The 16751-nt window shown below is 63.8% G+C and carries 12 protein-coding genes; 5 read left to right on the forward strand and 7 right to left on the reverse strand.

Translation table 11 applies throughout. The features are described from left to right. Window positions 1-84: 84 nt before the first annotated feature. A complete protein-coding gene (locus AB7532_RS10825; RefSeq protein ID WP_441234778.1) occupies window positions 85-1665 on the reverse strand; it encodes a fatty acid--CoA ligase in 1581 nt (526 codons plus the stop codon). Between the two features lie 268 nt (window positions 1666-1933). After that, entirely contained in the window at window positions 1934-2806 is an 873-nt protein-coding gene (locus AB7532_RS10830; RefSeq protein WP_441234779.1) for an SDR family oxidoreductase, read from the reverse strand. Window positions 2807-2922: 116 nt separating this feature from the next. On the opposite strand from AB7532_RS10830, the gene AB7532_RS10835 reads away from it, so the two are divergent. The 3 genes from AB7532_RS10835 to AB7532_RS10845 all read left to right on the forward strand — a co-directional run bounded on the left by AB7532_RS10835 (window position 2923) and on the right by AB7532_RS10845 (window position 6372). Continuing rightward, the gene (locus AB7532_RS10835) at window positions 2923-3732 is read left to right on the forward strand and encodes a crotonase/enoyl-CoA hydratase family protein (protein WP_441234780.1); all 810 of its coding nucleotides are present in this window, start codon (window positions 2923-2925) and stop codon (window positions 3730-3732) included. 135 nt (window positions 3733-3867) lie between these two features. Next, window positions 3868-5412 carry an acyl-CoA synthetase gene (locus AB7532_RS10840; RefSeq protein WP_441234781.1) on the forward strand — a complete coding sequence of 515 codons (1545 nt, stop codon included), beginning with the start codon at window positions 3868-3870 and terminating at the stop codon, window positions 5410-5412. Window positions 5413-5577: 165 nt separating this feature from the next. Continuing rightward, a complete protein-coding gene (locus tag AB7532_RS10845) occupies window positions 5578-6372 on the forward strand; it encodes an enoyl-CoA hydratase/isomerase family protein (RefSeq protein WP_441234782.1) in 795 nt (264 codons plus the stop codon). A 7-nt stretch (window positions 6373-6379) separates the two neighbouring features. Here the strand turns inward: AB7532_RS10845 and glgX are convergent, their stop codons facing one another. After that, window positions 6380-8497, reverse strand: a complete 2118-nt coding sequence (glgX, locus tag AB7532_RS10850; RefSeq protein WP_441234783.1) for a glycogen debranching protein GlgX — start codon at window positions 8495-8497, stop codon at window positions 6380-6382. Between the two features lie 215 nt (window positions 8498-8712). Here glgX and AB7532_RS10855 point away from each other — a divergent pair, with 215 nt between their 5' ends. Further along, complete coding sequence (locus tag AB7532_RS10855; protein WP_441234784.1) at window positions 8713-9117, forward strand: YccF domain-containing protein; 405 nt, start codon at window positions 8713-8715, stop codon at window positions 9115-9117. Window positions 9118-9878: 761 nt separating this feature from the next. Further along, entirely contained in the window at window positions 9879-12671 is a 2793-nt protein-coding gene (ppc, locus tag AB7532_RS10860) for a phosphoenolpyruvate carboxylase (protein ID WP_441234785.1), read from the forward strand. Between the two features lie 77 nt (window positions 12672-12748). Here ppc and AB7532_RS10865 read toward each other — a convergent pair whose 3' ends face one another. The 4 genes from AB7532_RS10865 to AB7532_RS10880 all read right to left on the reverse strand — a co-directional run bounded on the left by AB7532_RS10865 (window position 12749) and on the right by AB7532_RS10880 (window position 16630). Then, on the reverse strand, window positions 12749-13861 hold the full coding sequence (locus AB7532_RS10865; RefSeq protein ID WP_441234786.1) for an SMP-30/gluconolactonase/LRE family protein: 1113 nt from the start codon (window positions 13859-13861) through the stop codon (window positions 12749-12751). Between the two features lie 128 nt (window positions 13862-13989). After that, window positions 13990-14904, reverse strand: coding sequence for an SDR family oxidoreductase (locus tag AB7532_RS10870; RefSeq protein ID WP_441234787.1), 915 nt, complete (start codon window positions 14902-14904; stop codon window positions 13990-13992). A 169-nt stretch (window positions 14905-15073) separates the two neighbouring features. Further along, a complete protein-coding gene (locus tag AB7532_RS10875) occupies window positions 15074-16213 on the reverse strand; it encodes a thiolase C-terminal domain-containing protein (protein WP_441234788.1) in 1140 nt (379 codons plus the stop codon). A gap of 3 nt (window positions 16214-16216) precedes the next feature. Further along, window positions 16217-16630 carry a Zn-ribbon domain-containing OB-fold protein gene (locus AB7532_RS10880; protein ID WP_441234789.1) on the reverse strand — a complete coding sequence of 138 codons (414 nt, stop codon included), beginning with the start codon at window positions 16628-16630 and terminating at the stop codon, window positions 16217-16219. Window positions 16631-16751: the final 121 nt, after the last annotated feature.

Genomic DNA, 16751 nt, shown 5'->3' on the forward strand with positions numbered 1-16751 from the left:
AGAGGCGCGCTTCTGCCTCCACACCGTCATTGCGAGCGCAGCGAAGCAATCCAGAAATGTCGCCGGGGCGGGATTCTGGATTAGCTAGTTCACCCGTCGATCCTTCCCCGCCCAATACGGCTCCCGCAACTGTCGCCGTAAAATCTTGCCCGACGGGTTCCTCGGCAGCGCCGGCAAAAATTCCACACTCTTCGGCGTCTTGAACCCCGCGATGCGTTCGCGGGTGAAGTTGATGATGTCGGTGGCGGTCGCCTGCTTGCCCGGCTTCATCACCACGACGGCCTTTACCGCTTCGCCCCATTTGTCGTCGGGGATGCCGATCACGGCGGCCTCGGCGACGTCGGGGTGATCGCACAGTGCGCTCTCGACCTCGGCAGGATAAATGTTCTCGCCGCCGGAGATGATCATGTCCTTGATGCGGTCGTGGATGTAGAGGTAGCCGTCCTCGTCCATGTAGCCGGCGTCACCGGTGCGCAGCCAACCGTCACCGCGCAGCGTCGAGGCGGTCGCCTCGGGCAAATTCCAGTAGCCGGCCATGTTGGAGCCCGAGCGCGTCGCGATCTCGCCGACTTCGCGCGGTGGCAGCGGTTGGCCGTCGGCGTCGAGGATGGCGATCTCGACGCCCGGCAGTGCCTTGCCGGCCGAGCGCATTCGCTCCAGCCCCTCGACGTGGTCCTCCGGCGGCAACGCGACGATGGTGCCGGTGGTCTCGGTCATGCCGTACATCTGCACGAAGCCGCATTTGAAGATCTCGATGCACTCTTTCAGCAGCGCCGCCGGAATCGGCGAGGCGCCGTAGAGCATGTATTTCAATCGCGAGAAATCGACCGTCTTCGCGCGCGGCTGCCGCACCACGAACTGCATCGCCGCCGGCACCATGAACAGTTTTGTGATGCCCGACTGCTCGAAGAAATCCAGCACCTTGGTCGGATCGAACTCCCGCGCGATCACGCCACGGGCGCCGTGATAGAGCCCCATCACGCCCCAGCCGGAGCCGCCGATGTGGAAGATCGGCATCGCCACCAGCGAGACGTCGTCGGTCGACCATCGGTTCCACTCCGGCTTGTCAGCGGCGTTGCCGGTCTGCACGAGATTGAGGAAGTTCGCGTGGCTCAGCATCGCCCCTTTCGGCTTGCCCGTGGTGCCGGACGTATAGAGCTGGATCGCGATGTCTTTTGTGTCGATCGCGACCTTCGGATCATCGCCGCTCTGTGCATCGCGCCAGGCGTTAAAATCCTGCCATTCCGGCGCGCCGCCTTCGGTGGTGATGACGGTGCGCACGCCCGGCAGCTGCTCCTTGATCTGGCGAACCTGCGTGATGAACTCCGGCCCGACGAACAGCACAGGGGCCTTGCAATCGGAGACGATGAACGCGACCTCGGGCCCGGCCAGCCGCCAGTTCACCGGCGCCATCACGATTCCGGCCTTCATTGCGCCCATCAGCAGCTCGAAATAGAGGTCGCTGTTCTTGCCGAGATAGGCGATGCGCTCGCCCTTGTTGACGCCCATCGCGATCAGGGCATTGGCGACCTTGTTGGTCTTGACGTCGAACTCGGCGAAGCTGGTGGCGCGGCCCTCGAACTCGTAGGCAATGGCATTGCCGCGGCTCGTCGCGCGCTCGCGCACCATGTCGGCGAGATCAGTCAATGGCTGTATGGTGGACATGTCTCTCCCGTGGCGTTTTGTTTTTATGCCGGGGAGTGTGGCGTCATCCGCGGGCGAAGACAAGATGGGAAGCCCGGCTGTCGTCCCGGACAAGCGCAGCGCAGATCCGGGACCCATAGCCACAGGGAGAAGTTTTGCGAAGACTCGGAGTTACCAGCCTCGCGCCAAATTTCTCCCTGTGGTTATGGGTCCCCGCGTTCGCGGGGACGACAATTGAGGGCGGGGTGAAAGTGTCAGCCCCTTACACGTCTTCCCTCGCAGCACGAGATCACCCCCGCTTGGCCCGGTCCTTCTCGTTCTGCGCCATGATGCTTTCGCGCGCGGTCTTCCAGTCGTCGTCGCCCCAGTCGCGGAGCTGGTAGAAATTGCCGCCCATGGCGAGCGCCTGCGCGCCGTCCATGGCAATGGTCTCGCCGGTGATCCAGTCGCAGCCGCCGGAGATCAGGAACACCGCGACGTTCTGCAATTCCTCCATGGTGCCGACGCGGCCCATCGGGTTCATCGCCTTGGTGCGTGCGCCGGCCTCATCGCCGGGCTTGATGCGCTTGCTCATGCCTTCGGTCGGAATTTCGCCCGGTGCGATGGTGTTGAGGCGGATGCCGTAGCGCCCCCATTCGGTCGCGAGTGACATCGTCATGGCGTGGATCGCCGACTTGCTCATCGCCGACGGCACCACATAGGGCGAGCCGTTGCGCACCCAGGTCGTGGTGATCGAGACGACATTGCCTGGCTGCTTCAAGGCGATCCAGCGCTTGCCGACGGCTTGCGTCACGTAGAACGTGCCGTGCATGACGATGTTGGCGACCGCGTCGAAGCCGCGCGGCGACAGTTCTTCCGAACGCGAGATGAAATTCCCGGCCGCGTTGTTGATGAGGTCGGTGAGCGGCGCATCGCGGAAGATGTTCTCGATCATCTCTTCGACCGCGAGCGCATTGCGGATATCGACGCCATGGCTGGTGACGCGGCCGCCATATTCGGCCATCAGCTCGGTCGCGGTCTCGTCGCAGACGATCTTGCGCCGGCCGCAGATGTGCACCTCCGCGCCGAGCTGGAGGAAGCGCGCCGCCATCGACTTGCCGAGCCCAGTCCCGCCGCCGGTCACGAGAATGCTGCGCCCAGCCAGAAGATTTTCCTTGAACATGGCTGTTTCTCCCGTACGGATTGTCAGTTAATTGGTCGATTGACTAAATCCGGCCATCGGCTTTCTGTAAAGCGGCACCGAACAAGAACAGGCAAGAAGCAGGGGAGAATTCATCCATGGAAGAGCGCGTCTCGATCTCGATCTCGGAAGGCGTCGCCGACGTGCGGCTGGTGCGTGCGGACAAGATGAATGCGCTCGATCAGGCGATGTTCGAGGCCCTTGTCGCGGCGACGGAACGGCTTTCGAAGGACAAAAGTGTGCGCGTCGTCGTGCTGTCGGGCGAAGGCCGCGCCTTCTGCGCCGGGCTCGATATGGGGCGTTTTGCCGCCATGAAGGAAGGCGGCGGCAACGGAATTCCGGGTGGCGAAAATCGCGATCTCACCAAGCGGACGCATGGCTTGGCCAATTTTCCGCAACAGGCGGTGTGGGGCTGGCGCCAGCTTCCGGTTCCGGTGATCGCCGCGATCCAGGGCGTGGCTTTCGGCGGCGGCTTCCAGCTTGCGCTCGGTGCCGACATGCGTTTCCTCACGCCCGATGCGCGGATGTCGGTGATGGAAATCAAATGGGGTCTCGTCCCCGACATGGCGGGCACGCCGATCCTCGCCTCGCTGGTGCGCGACGACATCCTGCGCGATCTCACCTATACGGGGCGCATCTTCTCCGCGCAGGAGGCGATGACCTACGGCCTCGCGACGCGCATCTGCGACGACCCGCGCGCGGCGGCCCTCGAAGTCGCACGCGAGATCGCCGGCAAGAGTCCCGATGCGATCCGCGCGGCGAAGCGTCTGCTCAACAATCTCTCGGTCGATCCGGGGCCGGCATTGCTCGCGGAGTCCGTCGAGCAGCAGAAGCTGATTGGCAGTGCGAACCAGACCGAAGCTGTGCGCTCGAATCTGGAGAAGCGTGCGGCGAGGTATGCGGATTGATGATCGCCGTCATGGCCGGGCTTGTCCCGGCCATCCACGTTCTTGGCTCTATGCGACGAAGCAAGAACCTGGATCACCGGGACAAGCCCGGTGATGACGACTAGCTGAGACCGTCGCTAACAACAAAGAAAAAAAATGAGCGAAACGTCCCCATTCCTCGGCATCGTCTCCGGCGATCGCTCTCGCACCCATGCCGAGGTCGCAACCCGCGCCGATCGCATCGCCTCGGGCCTCGCCAAGATCGGCGTCAAGCAGGGCGATTGCGTCTGCATGCTGATGCGCAACGACATCGCCTTTCTCGAAGCCGCCTACGCTGCGATGCGGCTGGGCGCCTATGGCGTGCCCATCAACTGGCATTTCAAGCCGGAGGAGATCAACTACATCCTCGGCGACACCGGCACCTCCGTGCTGATCGGCCATGCCGACATGCTGCACGCCTTGCGCGATGCGATTCCCAAAGGCGTCACCGTGCTCAGCGTGCCGACGCCGCCGGAGATCCTATCCAGCTACAAGATCGATCCCGATCATCTGAAGACGCCGGATTTCGCGATCGATTTCGAGCCATGGCTCGCCCAGCACCAGCCCTATGACGGCCCGGTCGTGCCGCAGCCGATGAATATGATCTATACGTCGGGCACGACAGGCCATCCAAAGGGCGTGCGCCGTCATGCGCCGTCGCCGGATCAGCAGGCTGCCGGCGAACGCATGCGCGCGATGATCTATGGGCTGAAGCCCGGCGCCCGCGCGATCCTGCCGGGGCCGCTCTATCACTCCGCGCCGAACTCGTTCGGGATCCGCGCGGGGAAGCTCGGCGGCGCGCTGGTGCTGATGCCGCGCTTCGAGGCCGAAGAGTTTCTTGAACTCATCGAGCGATACAAGATCGACACCATCTTCATGGTGCCGACCATGTTTATCCGCCTGATGAAGCTGCCGGAGGCGGTGCGCAAGAAGTACGACGTCTCTTCGCTCCGCCACATCATCCATGCCGCAGCGCCGTGCCCGGCCGACGTCAAGCGCGCCATGATCGAGTGGTGGGGGCCGGTGATCTATGAATTCTACGGCTCGACGGAATCCAGCGCCGTGACTTTCGCAACCTCCGAGGACGCGCTGAAGAAGCCCGGCACCGTCGGCAAGATTTCGCCCGGCGCCGAGCTGCGTTTCATCGGCGACGACGGTCGCGTGCTTGATGTCGGTGAGATCGGCGAGATCTATTCGCGCATGGCCGAGATGGCCGACTTCACCTATCATAACAAGCCGGAGAAGCGCGCCGAGATCGACCGCGACGGTTTCATCACCTCCGGCGATGTCGGTTATATCGACGCGGACGGTTATGTCTTCATCTGCGACCGCAAGCGCGACATGGTCATCTCCGGCGGCGTCAACATCTATCCGGCGGAAATCGAGTCGGTGCTGCACGCTGTGCCCGGCGTGCATGATTGCGCGGTGTTCGGCATCCCCGACGCCGAGTTCGGCGAGGCACTGATGGCCGTGGTCGAGCCGCAAGCGGGCGTCACGCTCAATGCCTCCGATGTCCGTGCAAGGCTGAAGACCTCGCTCGCGGACTACAAGGTGCCGAAGCATGTCGAGATCCGCTTGGGCCTGCCGCGCGAAGACTCCGGAAAAATCTTCAAGCGCCGCCTGCGCGATCCCTATTGGGAGCAGGCGGGGCGGAAGATCTGACAACTCGACGAGGACCTGTAGGGTGGGCAAAGCGACTTGTCCGCCGTAGCTCGAAGAGCGAAGGCGGAAGCGTGCCCACGAGAACGGTCACAAGGTATAGATGGTGGGCACCGCGCAAACGCGCCTTTGCCCACCCTACGAGATCAGGGACCAGGAAACATTTTCATGACCGACGCCGCCAACGAAGTCCTCTACGAGGTCGCCGACCATATCGCGACCATCACGCTGAACGCGCCGGAGCGCATGAACACCATCTCCGGCCCGATGCTGAACGATCTCGCGAGCTTCCTCACCGAAGCCAATGAGGACAGGAACGTTCGCGTCGTGATCCTGACCGGCAAGGGCCGGGCGTTCTGTGCCGGCCTCGATCTGCGTAGGGAGCGCGACGGCAACGGCCTCAGCGCTGCGTCATCGCCGACCACGATCAATCTTCGTAACACACCGCCGACGGTCTTGCAGGCGATGGACAAGCCCTCCATCTGCGCCGTCAATGGCGGCGCTGCCGGCTACGGCATGGACACTGCGCTCGGTTGCGACATCCGCATCATGGCGGAATCCTCGAAGCTTGCCGCCGCCTTCGTCAAGCGCGGCGTGGTGCCGGAATCCGGCGGCACCTGGCTGTTGCCGCGCATGCTCGGCTGGGCCAAGGCCTCCGAGCTGATCTTTACCGGCCGCACGCTGAGCGCGCGCGAGTGCCTGGACTGGGGCCTCGCCAACGAGGTCGTGCCGGATGCCGAACTGATGACCCGGGCCACCGCGATCGCCCGCGAGATCGCCGCCAACGCGCCGCTCGCGGTGCAGGCCTCCAAGCGCATGATGCGGATGGGCATGAACGAAAACTTCCACGACCACGTCCACCACGTCTATCTCCAGCTCCTGCCGCTGTTCAAGACCCAGGACATGGCCGAGGGCATGAAGGCGTTCATGGAGAAGCGTGAGCCGAAGTTCGAGGGGAGGTAGCTGACCCCTACGCCAGCTCTCCGCCGACGAACAGCTGGAACGACCGGCCCGGCACCTTGTAGATGTCGTCGAACTCGAACCGGGCGCCGGATGCGCCATCGCTGGCATTCGTGTCGAGCAGCAGCGACCAGCATGGACCCGCCGTCGTCGGCGGTAGCTTGAAATCGACCTCGCCTTCGTAGCTGTTGAGGATGATCAGCACGCTGTCGTCCTCGCCATGGCGTGCGATTGCGGTCTTGCGTGCGCGGCCGTCGAGCACGACGCCAAAGCACTTCAACCAGCCGCTTTCCCAGTCGGCGCTCGACATCTCGCTGCCATTGGCATTGACCCAAACGACGTCGCGGATGTCGAGTTTGGTGTCGTGCGCGCCGGTGAGGAAGCGGCTGCGGCGCAGGATCGGATAATCGCGCCGGAGCTGGATCACGCGTTTGGTGAAGGCGAGCAGCTTTTGCGAATCCTCGCCCATGTCCCAGTCGAACCAGGAAATATCGCTATCCTGGCAATAGGCGTTGTTGTTGCCTTGCTGGGTGCGGCCGAATTCGTCGCCGCCGAGCAGCATCGGCGTGCCCTGCGAGAGCAGCAGCGTCGCCAGCATGTTGCGCTTCTGCCGCTCGCGCAAGCCGCGGATGTCCTCGTCCTCGGTCGGACCTTCGGCGCCGCAATTCCAGGACCGATTGCTGGAGCTGCCGTCGCGGTTGCCTTCGCCATTGGCCTCGTTGTGCTTGTCGTTGTAGCTCGCCCAGTCGTTCAGCGTGAAACCGTCATGGGCCGTGACGAAGTTGACACTGGCCCATGAGCGGCGGCCGCCCCAGCCGCCGAAGATGTCAGCCGAGCCAAGCAGCCGCGTTGCAAGCGCGGACGGTGGGGCCTCGCCGCGCCAATAGTCGCGCACGGTGTCGCGATATTTGTCGTTCCACTCGGCCCAGCCGGGCGGGAAGCCGCCGACCTGGTAGCCGCCGGGGCCGCAATCCCAGGGCTCTGCGATCAGCTTGATGGTCGACAGCAGCGGGTCCTGGTCCATCGCCTTGAGGAATCCGCTCTGCTCGTCGAAGCCGTAGACCTCACGTGCGAGGATGGTGCCGAGATCGAAGCGGAAGCCGTCGATATGCATGTCGTCGGCCCAATAACGCAGGCTGTCCATCACCATCTGGATCACGCGCGGATGGGACAGGTTGACGGTGTTTCCGGTGCCGGTGTCGTTGATGTAATAGCGCCGCCGGTCGGGCAGCAGGCGGTAATAGCTGGCGTTGTCGATACCCTTGAAGGACAGCGTCGGGCCGAGATGGTTGCCTTCGGCGGTGTGGTTGTAGACGACGTCGAGGATCACCTCGAGGCCGGCGCCGTGCACCTTTGAGACCATCTCCTTGAATTCGCGCAGGCTGTTCGGCACGTCGGATGCGTAGCGCGGGTCGGGCGCGAAGAAGCCGATGGTGTTATAGCCCCAGTAGTTGACGAGGTTTTTCCCGAGAAGATGGTCGTCATTGATGAACGAGTGGATCGGCAGCAGCTCGATCGAGGTCACGCCGAGCGACGCGAGATAGTCGATCAGCTTCGGGGTGGCGAAGCCGGCATAGGTGCCGCGCAGGTTTTCCGGTACATCGGGGTGCTTCTTGGTGAAGCCTTTGACGTGGGTCTCGTAGACGATGGTCTCGTCCCAATGAACATCATCCCGCGCGATCTCTTCATGCCAGTCGAAATCGGGGTCGACGACGACGCATTTGGGTACGAAAGGCGCGCTGTCGCGGTCGTCGAAGGTGAGGTCGTCACCTGTCTCCATCTTGTAGCCGAACACGGCCGGATTCCATGTCAGGGCCCCGGCGTGGGCACGGGCATAGGGATCGAGCAGGAGCTTGTTGGGATTGAACCTGTGACCGGCGTCGGGATTGTAGGGGCCGTAGACACGGTAACCGTAGAAGGTGCCGGGGCCGATGCCGGAGATGTAACCGTGGAAGACCTCGTTGGTATATTCCGGCAGCTCGAAACGGTGCGTCTCCCGGTCACCGTCGAACAGGCAGACCTCCACCTTGGTGGCATTGGCTGAAAAGATCGCAAAATTTGTGCCGTTGCCGCTCCAATGCGCACCCAGCGGATACGGCAGACCTTCCTCGATGATGAAATCGGACATTTGAACCCCCAGGCCCCATCGGCCGCGACGGCAACGCGATCACGTTCCGAATGTTTCAAACATGCGAGATATTCTGGGCGCGGCGTGCATCAATTCAATGAAGCGAAAGCAGGTGGCGCCATTTGAGGCAATCGCACCGGCGAGCCTCGATGGCTGTCTTCGCAGGGACGATTTTCGCACCTATATAGGTGGGGTCATTGACCACGGAAAAAGCCATGTCCCCCGTTTCCATTCTGCTCAACCTGCTCTGGATCTTCATCGGCGGCGCCTGGATGGCGGTCGGCTGGCTGATCGCCGCGGTGATCATGGCCGTCACCATCATTGGCCTGCCCTGGGCACGGGCGGCATTCAACATCGCCGTCTATACGCTGCTACCGTTCGGCTCGCGGGCGGTCAACCGCTACGACGTCACCGGCATGAGCGATATCGGCACCGGCCCGCTCGGGGTGATCGGCAACATCATCTGGTTCGTGCTCGCGGGCTGGTGGCTGGCGCTCGGACATCTCCTGACCGCGCTCGTCCTCGCCGTCACCATCATCGGCATCCCCTTCGCCTGGGCGCATCTGAAGCTCGCGGGAATAGCGCTGTGGCCGATCGGCAAGGTGATCGTGCCGGCGTAGCTGGTCGCTGGTAGGATGGGTAGAGCGAAGCGAAACCCATCATTCGTCCGCCGATGACGAAGCATGATGGGTTTCGCAAGGGCTCTACCCATCCTACGCGCTGCGCGGGCTTTTGACCCGAAACGGCCACAACGATGCACAAAAATCTCCCTGATGAGCCATGTTTGAACGCCTTGGGAGCAAGTCCATTGAGAGCAGCTATTTTGATCTCGCTTCTGGCATTGTCGTCACCGGCGTCGTTCGCGCAGACTCACAATGAAGAGCCAACCGTTTCCCGCTTCCGTGCTTGTGTCCGTATGCACGCACATGATGCGCAGGCAGCTGGGGTTCGGACGCTCGATGACGCTGCAAGCTACGCGATGAGAGCGTGCCTGCCATTGTTCGGGATTTTCCTGGACCCCAGCGCCTCCTCGAAGGGGGAGGTCGCGGAGGAAGCGCTGCCACCCGGAATCTTCCGCGCGGTCCTCAGGGAGGAGTGGGGCAATTTTATTGAGCAGAAAGACCGCCCATAGCGCGCTCCGGCCGATCGGCCAGGTGATCGTGCCGGCCTGCCCCCCGTTTGCCGGGCCGTAGTTCGGAGGGAGCGCAGCGAAATCCGGGAAGGTCGCGCAACGATGCAGCGGCCCCGGATTGCGCTGCGCTCCATCTGGGCTACCCAGTCGGCGTGTGCACCGCCCCCAACTTCACCTTGCGCTGCGGCAAAAAACTTGCACACTCAGTCGGCCGGGGAGCCAAGCGAGCTCGAACCAGGGAGCGAGCCGATGTCCCTCCAGACCGTACCGTCCGACGCCACAGATCTTCGCTCCAACCGGCCTGAAGACGTCCAGGCCCTGGAAGCCGACACGCGGCTGCGGGACGACATTCGCCTGCTCGGGCGCATTCTGGGCGACACCGTGCGCGACCAGGAGGGGGCGGACGTTTTCGACCTGGTCGAGCGCATCCGCCAGACCTCGATCCGGTTCCACCGTGACGAGGACCGGATCGCCCGCCGCGAGCTCGAGCAGATCCTCGACGGCATGTCGACCTCGGAGACGGTGCGGATCGTCCGCGCTTTCAGCTATTTCTCCCACCTCGCCAACATCGCCGAGGATCAGAATAACATTCGCCAGATGCGTGCCCGCAGCGCCGCCAACGGCTCCGGCGTCCTTGCGGAAACGCTGGCCCATGCCAGGAGTGCCGGGATCAGCTCCGATGCGCTGCGCAACTTCTTCAAGACTGCGCAGGTCAGCCCGGTCCTGACCGCGCACCCGACCGAAGTCCGCCGCAAGAGCACGATGGACCGCGAGATGGAGGTGGCAAGCCTGCTTGACCGCCGCGAGCGCGTCGCGCTGACCGCTGATGAGGCCGACGCCAGCGACGAGCAGCTTCGCCGCGAGGTGCTGACGCTGTGGCAGACCAATCTCTTGCGCCGGACCAAGCTCACCGTGCTCGACGAGGTCGCCAACGGCCTGTCGTTCTACGACTACACCTTCCTGCGCGAGGTGCCGCGGCTGGTCAACGTGCTGGAAGACCGGCTGGAGGAGGGCGGCGAGCAGGCCGCCAGCGAGCTCGCCTCGTTCCTGCGCATGGGCAGCTGGATCGGCGGCGACCGCGACGGCAACCCCTTCGTCACCGCCGACGTCATGCGCGGCACGCTGCGGCTGCAGTCGAGCCGTGTCATGCAGTTCTATCTCAACGAGCTGCACGTGCTCGGCTCCGAGCTGTCGATCGCAGCGCATCTCGCCGACGTCTCCGAGGAGCTGCGGACGCTCGCGGAACGCTCGCCGGATACCTCGCCACACCGGAGCGGCGAGCCTTATCGTCTGGCGGTCTCCGGCATCTATGCGCGCCTGACCGCGACGGCCGAAGCGCTTGAGGTCGAGATCACGCGCCGGCCGGTCGGCAAGGGCAGGCCGTACGAGAGCGTCAAGGAGTTGCAGGCCGACCTCGACGTGCTGCACCGCTCGCTGATCTCCAACAACGCCCGCGTCATCGCCCGCGGCCGGCTGCGGCTGCTGCGCCGCGCGGTGGACTGCTTCGGCTTCCACCTGGCGCGGCTCGACATCCGGCAGAATTCAGCCGTGCACGAGCGCACCATCGCGGAGCTGATGGACGCCGCCAATCCCGGCATGTCCTACCTCGCGCTCGGCGAGGACGCCCGCATCTCGCTGCTCACCAACGAGCTGCGCTCGACGCGCTCGCTGGTCTCGCCGTTCGTCAAATACAGCGACGAGACCATGGGCGAGCTCAACGTCTTCCACGCCGCCGCGGAGGCGCATGCGAAGTTCGGCTCGGACGCCATTCCCCAGTGCATCATCTCGATGTGCAAGGGCATGTCGGACATGCTCGAGGTCGCGGTGCTGCTCAAGGAGGTCGGCCTCGTTCATCCGTCGGGGCGGAGCGCGATCAACATCGTGCCGCTGTTCGAGACCATCGAGGATTTGCAGGCCTCCAGCAGCATCATGGACCGGATGCTGTCGCTGCACGATTACCGCCGCCTCGTCGACAGCCGCGGCAGCGTGCAGGAGGTCATGCTCGGCTATTCCGACTCGAACAAGGATGGCGGCTTCGTCACCTCGGGCTGGGAGCTCTACAAGGCCGAGATCGGCCTCGTCGACGTGTTCGAGCGGCACGGCGTGCGCCTGCGCCTGTTCCACGGCCGCGGCGGCTCGGTCGGCCGCGGCGGTGGTCCGAGCTATGATGCCATCATTGCGCAGCCCGGCGGCGCCGTGAACGGACAGATCCGCATCACCGAGCAGGGCGAGATCATCTCGTCGAAATATTCCAACGCCGAAGTCGGCCGCAACAATCTGGAGATCCTGGCCGCGGCGACGCTCGAAGCAAGTCTGCTGCATCCGCGCCAGAGCGCGCCGCGCCGCGAATACCTCACCACGATGGACGAGCTGTCGAGCCTTGCCTTCAAGGCCTATCGCGGCCTCGTCTACGAGACCGAGGGGTTTGTCGATTACTTCTGGGCGTCCACCGTCATCAACGAGATCGCGACGCTCAACATCGGCAGCCGTCCGGCCTCGCGCAAGAAGACCCGCGCGATCGAGGATCTGCGCGCCATCCCCTGGGTGTTCTCCTGGGCGCAATGCCGCCTGATGCTGCCCGGCTGGTACGGCTTCGGCAGCGCGGTCGAGCAATGGATCGCCGAGCATCCCGACAAGGGCATGCCTTTCCTCAAAGAGCTCTACAAGGAATGGCCGTTCTTCCGCATGCTGCTGTCGAACATGGACATGGTGCTCGCCAAAAGCTCGATCGCGATCGCCTCGCGCTACGCCGAGCTGGTGCCGGATGAGGCGCTCCGCGAAAAGATTTTCGGCCGCATCCGCCGCGAATGGCATTCCTGCATCGAGACGCTGCTCGACATCATGAGCCAGGACCGCTTGCTGCAAGGCAACCCGCTGCTCGAACGCTCGGTGCGCCACCGCTTCCCCTATCTCGATCCGCTCAATCATGTGCAGGTCGAGCTACTGAAGGAGCACCGCGCGCAGAACCCGGACGAGCAGGTGCTGCGCGGGATTCAATTGACGATCAACGGGATTTCGGCGGGGTTGAGGAATACGGGGTAGGGCAACCCGGTCGCCCCACATTCAGCCGTCACGGCCGGGACAAGCCCGGCCATGATGCGTGGAGAGAGTGAGGGCTCTCAGCAGAAATGCGCCCCCTGCGTCTCCACATAGACCGCATACAGCGACTGGCTCGCGGTCATGAACAGGCGGTTGCGCTTCTTGCCCCCGAAGCAGACGTTGGCGCAGGTCTCCGGCAACAGGATTTGCCCGATCCGCGCGCCGTCGGCGCCTGAAAACACCTGCACGCCGTCATAGCCCGGACCGACCCAGCCGGCGCCGACCCAGATGTTGCCCTCGGTGTCGACGCGCAAGCCGTCGGGGAAGCCTGACTTGCCGTCGAGCGTCATGTCGATCAGCTTCTTCGGATTCGACAGTTTTGGCCCGTCGATGTCGTAGGACCACACCACGTTCTTGGCGTCAGGATAATGCGTGATGCCGGTGTCGCAGACATAGAGCTTCTTGTAGTCGTGCGAGAAGGCGATGCCGTTCGGCTTGAACGGCTCGTCGGCGACCTTTGAAACCTGCCCTGTCTGCGTGTCGAGGCGATACACCGCTTCCTTCTGATAGGGCTGCAGCGAGCCGGTGTTGGCGAGCTTGCCCTCGTAGATGCTGATCGCGCCATAGCCGGGATCGGTGAACCAGATCGCCTTGTCGTTGGGATGCACGACCATGTCGTTCGGTCCGTTGAGCGGCTTACCATTGGCCTGCTCGGCCAGCGTCGTCACCGAACCGTCGTGCTCGTAGCGGACGAGACGTGTTCGTTCGGCGGAGAGCTGGCGTCCCTCGGTGTCGAACGAATTGCCGTTGGCCTCGTTGGACGGCTTGTGGAACTGCTCGGAGATGTGGCCGTCATCGTCGAGATAGCGAAGCTGCCGGTTGGCGGGGATATCGCTCCAGACCAGATATTGTCCCTGCGCATTCCACGCTGGTCCCTCCGCCCACAGGCAGCCGGTGTAGAGCCGCTTGATCGCGGTGTTGCCGACCTTGGCCTTGAAGCGCTTGGGGTCGATGGCGATGATGTCGGGGTCGGGGTAGCGCTGCGGCTCGGCATTGGCGCCAAAATCGCGGGCGTCAGCGCGCGAGGCGAGCAGGGCAGATGTGGCGATGGTCGCCGCGCCCTTGAGCAGCGTGCGGCGGCCGAGGCCGCCGGTTGCAGTCGTGTCGTCGGAGTTGGTCAGTGTTCTTGTCATGGTTTCCTCCCAAAGTTTTGTTGGGAGGACACCATCTGCCCGCAATCAGGCTTAAAGCGGGGCGATCTCTGGACAAGACAACCAGAGATCGCAGCGCAGGGATGCCAAAAATATGGCTGGACGGATCCTTAGACCGGATCCCACGGGAAGATGTCGGCGGAGCGGTCGAGCTTGTAGAACGAGCCCTTCAGTGCGGGCATGCCGTGTTCCGCGATCGTTTGCGGCGTCCAGCCCTCGCTCCGGTGCACCGAGCGCAGCGGGCGGTTCTGGCTGAACAGGAACAGCTCGTTCATGCGGGCGCCAAAGATCTGTCCGGAGACTTCCTTGGCGGCATCGGAGAGCAGATAGGCGCAGATCGGTGCGATCTTCTCCGGGCCCATCTGCTTGATCTTCTCGACGCGCGCCTTCTCGGCTTCGGTCTCGGTCGGGATGGTGCCGATCATGCGGGTCCACGCGAACGGCGAGACGCAGTTGGAGCGGACGTTGAAGCGGCCCATGTCGAGCGCGATGGATTTGGAGAGCCCGATGATGCCGAGCTTGGCGGCGGCGTAGTTGGCCTGACCGAAATTGCCGATCAGGCCCGAGGTCGAGGTGAAGTGCACGAACGAGCCCGACTCCTGCTCGCGGAAGATCCGCGCTGCGGCGTGGCTGACATAGAACGAGCCCATCAGATGGACCTTGATGACGGCCTCGAACGCTTCCACGCTCATCTTGTGGAAGATCATGTCGCGCAGGATGCCGGCATTGTTGACGACGCCGTCGAGCCGGCCGAAATGATCGGTCGCGGTCTTCACGATCTTGCTCGCGGGAACGGCTTCCGCCACCGATTCGAAGTTGGGGACCGCGATGCCGCCGCGCTTCTTGATCTCGTCGACCACTTCCTCAGCGGGGGATGCGCTCGAACCGGCGCCGTCGGCGGCACTCCCGGGATCGTTGACAACGACCTTGGCGCCTTCGGCCGCGCAGAGCAGCGCAATCTCGCGCCCGATGCCGCGGCCTGCGCCGGTGACGATGATGACCTTGTCTTGCAGTGATTTGCTCATGTGGGTTCTCCTGTTGTCTTACCTCGCCCCGCTTGCGGGGAGAGGTCGGATCGCATCGAAGATGCGATCCGGGTGAGGGGGACTCTCCGCGAGTCCGAGTGTGTGGAAGCAGCCCCTCACCCCAACCCTCTCCCCGTAAGAACGGGGAGAGGGAGAGGCGAGCAGCTCGTTACCTCTCGTTCGTAAACACGATCGTGCCTGACGCTGCGAACATGCCGCCGACGCCATGGCACACCGAAATCTTCGCGTTCGGCACCTGCGCCGGCGCGATGCCGCGCATCTGCCGCACGCTCTCCTGGAGCGCGTACATGCCGTACATGCCGGAGTGCATGTAGCTCAATCCGCCGCCATTGGTGTTGAGCGGCAGTTTTCCGCCGGGCCGCGTGTTGCCGTCCGCGATAAACTTTCCGGTTTCCTCGTGCGGCATGAAGCCGAGGTCGCCGAGGCCGAACAGCGGCAGATGCGCGAAGGCGTCGTAGATCATCAAATGATCGACGTCCTTGTGCGCGATACCGGCTTCCTTGAAGGCCAGCGGTCCCGCGGTCGTGAACGCGCGCGAGGAGTTGAACGTCTCCATCTGGCTGACCATCGGCGTTTCCACGCTCTCGCCGGTGCCCATGATGTAGACCGGCTTCCTCGGAAAATCCTTCGCACGATCGGCCGAGGTCAGGATCAGCGCGCCGCCGCCGTCGGTGACGAGGCAGCACTGCAGCAGGCGGAACGGATAGGCGATCATGCGCGAGTTGAGGACGTCGGCGACCGTGATCGGGTCCTTCATCATCGCGCGCGGATTCTTCGCCGCCCATTCGCGCTGCACCACCGCAACCGAAGCGAGCTGCTCGTGCGTGATGCCATAGGTCTTCATGAAGCGCAGCACGGGGATCGGGAACATGCTCGGCGGTCCATACACGCCGAACGGCGCCTCGAACTGGCCTTGCAAACTGTCGGCGGGGATCGAGCGCGGCGCCTTGCCGATCATCGACTTGCCGCTCTCGGCATGCGTGATCAGCACGGTCTTGCACAGACCTGCCTCGATCGCCGCCGCGGCATGGCGGACGTGGAGCATGAACGAGCAGCCGCCGACCGAGGTGCCGTCCACCCAGGTTGGCCTAATGCCGAGATAGTGGCAGACCTGCTGCGGCGTTTCGACCGCGGTGGCAAAGCCGTCGATGTCGGAGAGTTTCAGCCCGGCATCCGCGATCGCATTGAGCGCCGCATCCGCGTGCAGCTGGAGCTGCGACATGTTGGGGATGACCCCGAGCTCGGTGGTCTCGGCCGCGCCGACGACGGCAACCTGATTGCTGCGCATGGCTTACCCCTTCGCCGGACGGAACACGGGGAGGGTGATCTTGTCGTCGAGCGCCTCGAAGGCGACCTCGAGCTTCATGTCGAGCTCGAGCGCTTCCGGCGTCTGCGGGCAGTCGATGATGTTGCTCATCATCCGCGGCCCTTCGGCGAGCTCGACCACGGCGATCGCGTAAGGCGGCGTGAAGCCCGGCGCGGCGGGACGGTGATTGATCACGTAGCTGTAGAGGAAACCCTTGCCGCTCGCCTTGAAGGTGCTGACCTTGCGCGAGGCGCAGGACGGGCAGAATGGCCGCGGCGGGAAGTAGACACGCGCGCAGGCGTCGCAGCGTTGCAGCCGCAATTCGCCCGCTTTGGTGCCGTCCCAGAAATGCTGGGTTTCCGGCGTCGGTTTCGGTCGCGCGCGCTGCGGTTCGGCCATCTGGCTGGTCCTCCCGAGGACAGGCTTTAAGCCCGCCTGTTTCGATCTTGATGCGACAATCGGCTATCATGCGTCAACGGTCCAGCAATGCGCATGCATGCCATCATGCGCACAATGCTTG

This window comes from Bradyrhizobium sp. 930_D9_N1_4 (assembly GCF_052076015.1).
Lineage (GTDB): Bacteria > Pseudomonadota > Alphaproteobacteria > Rhizobiales > Xanthobacteraceae > Bradyrhizobium.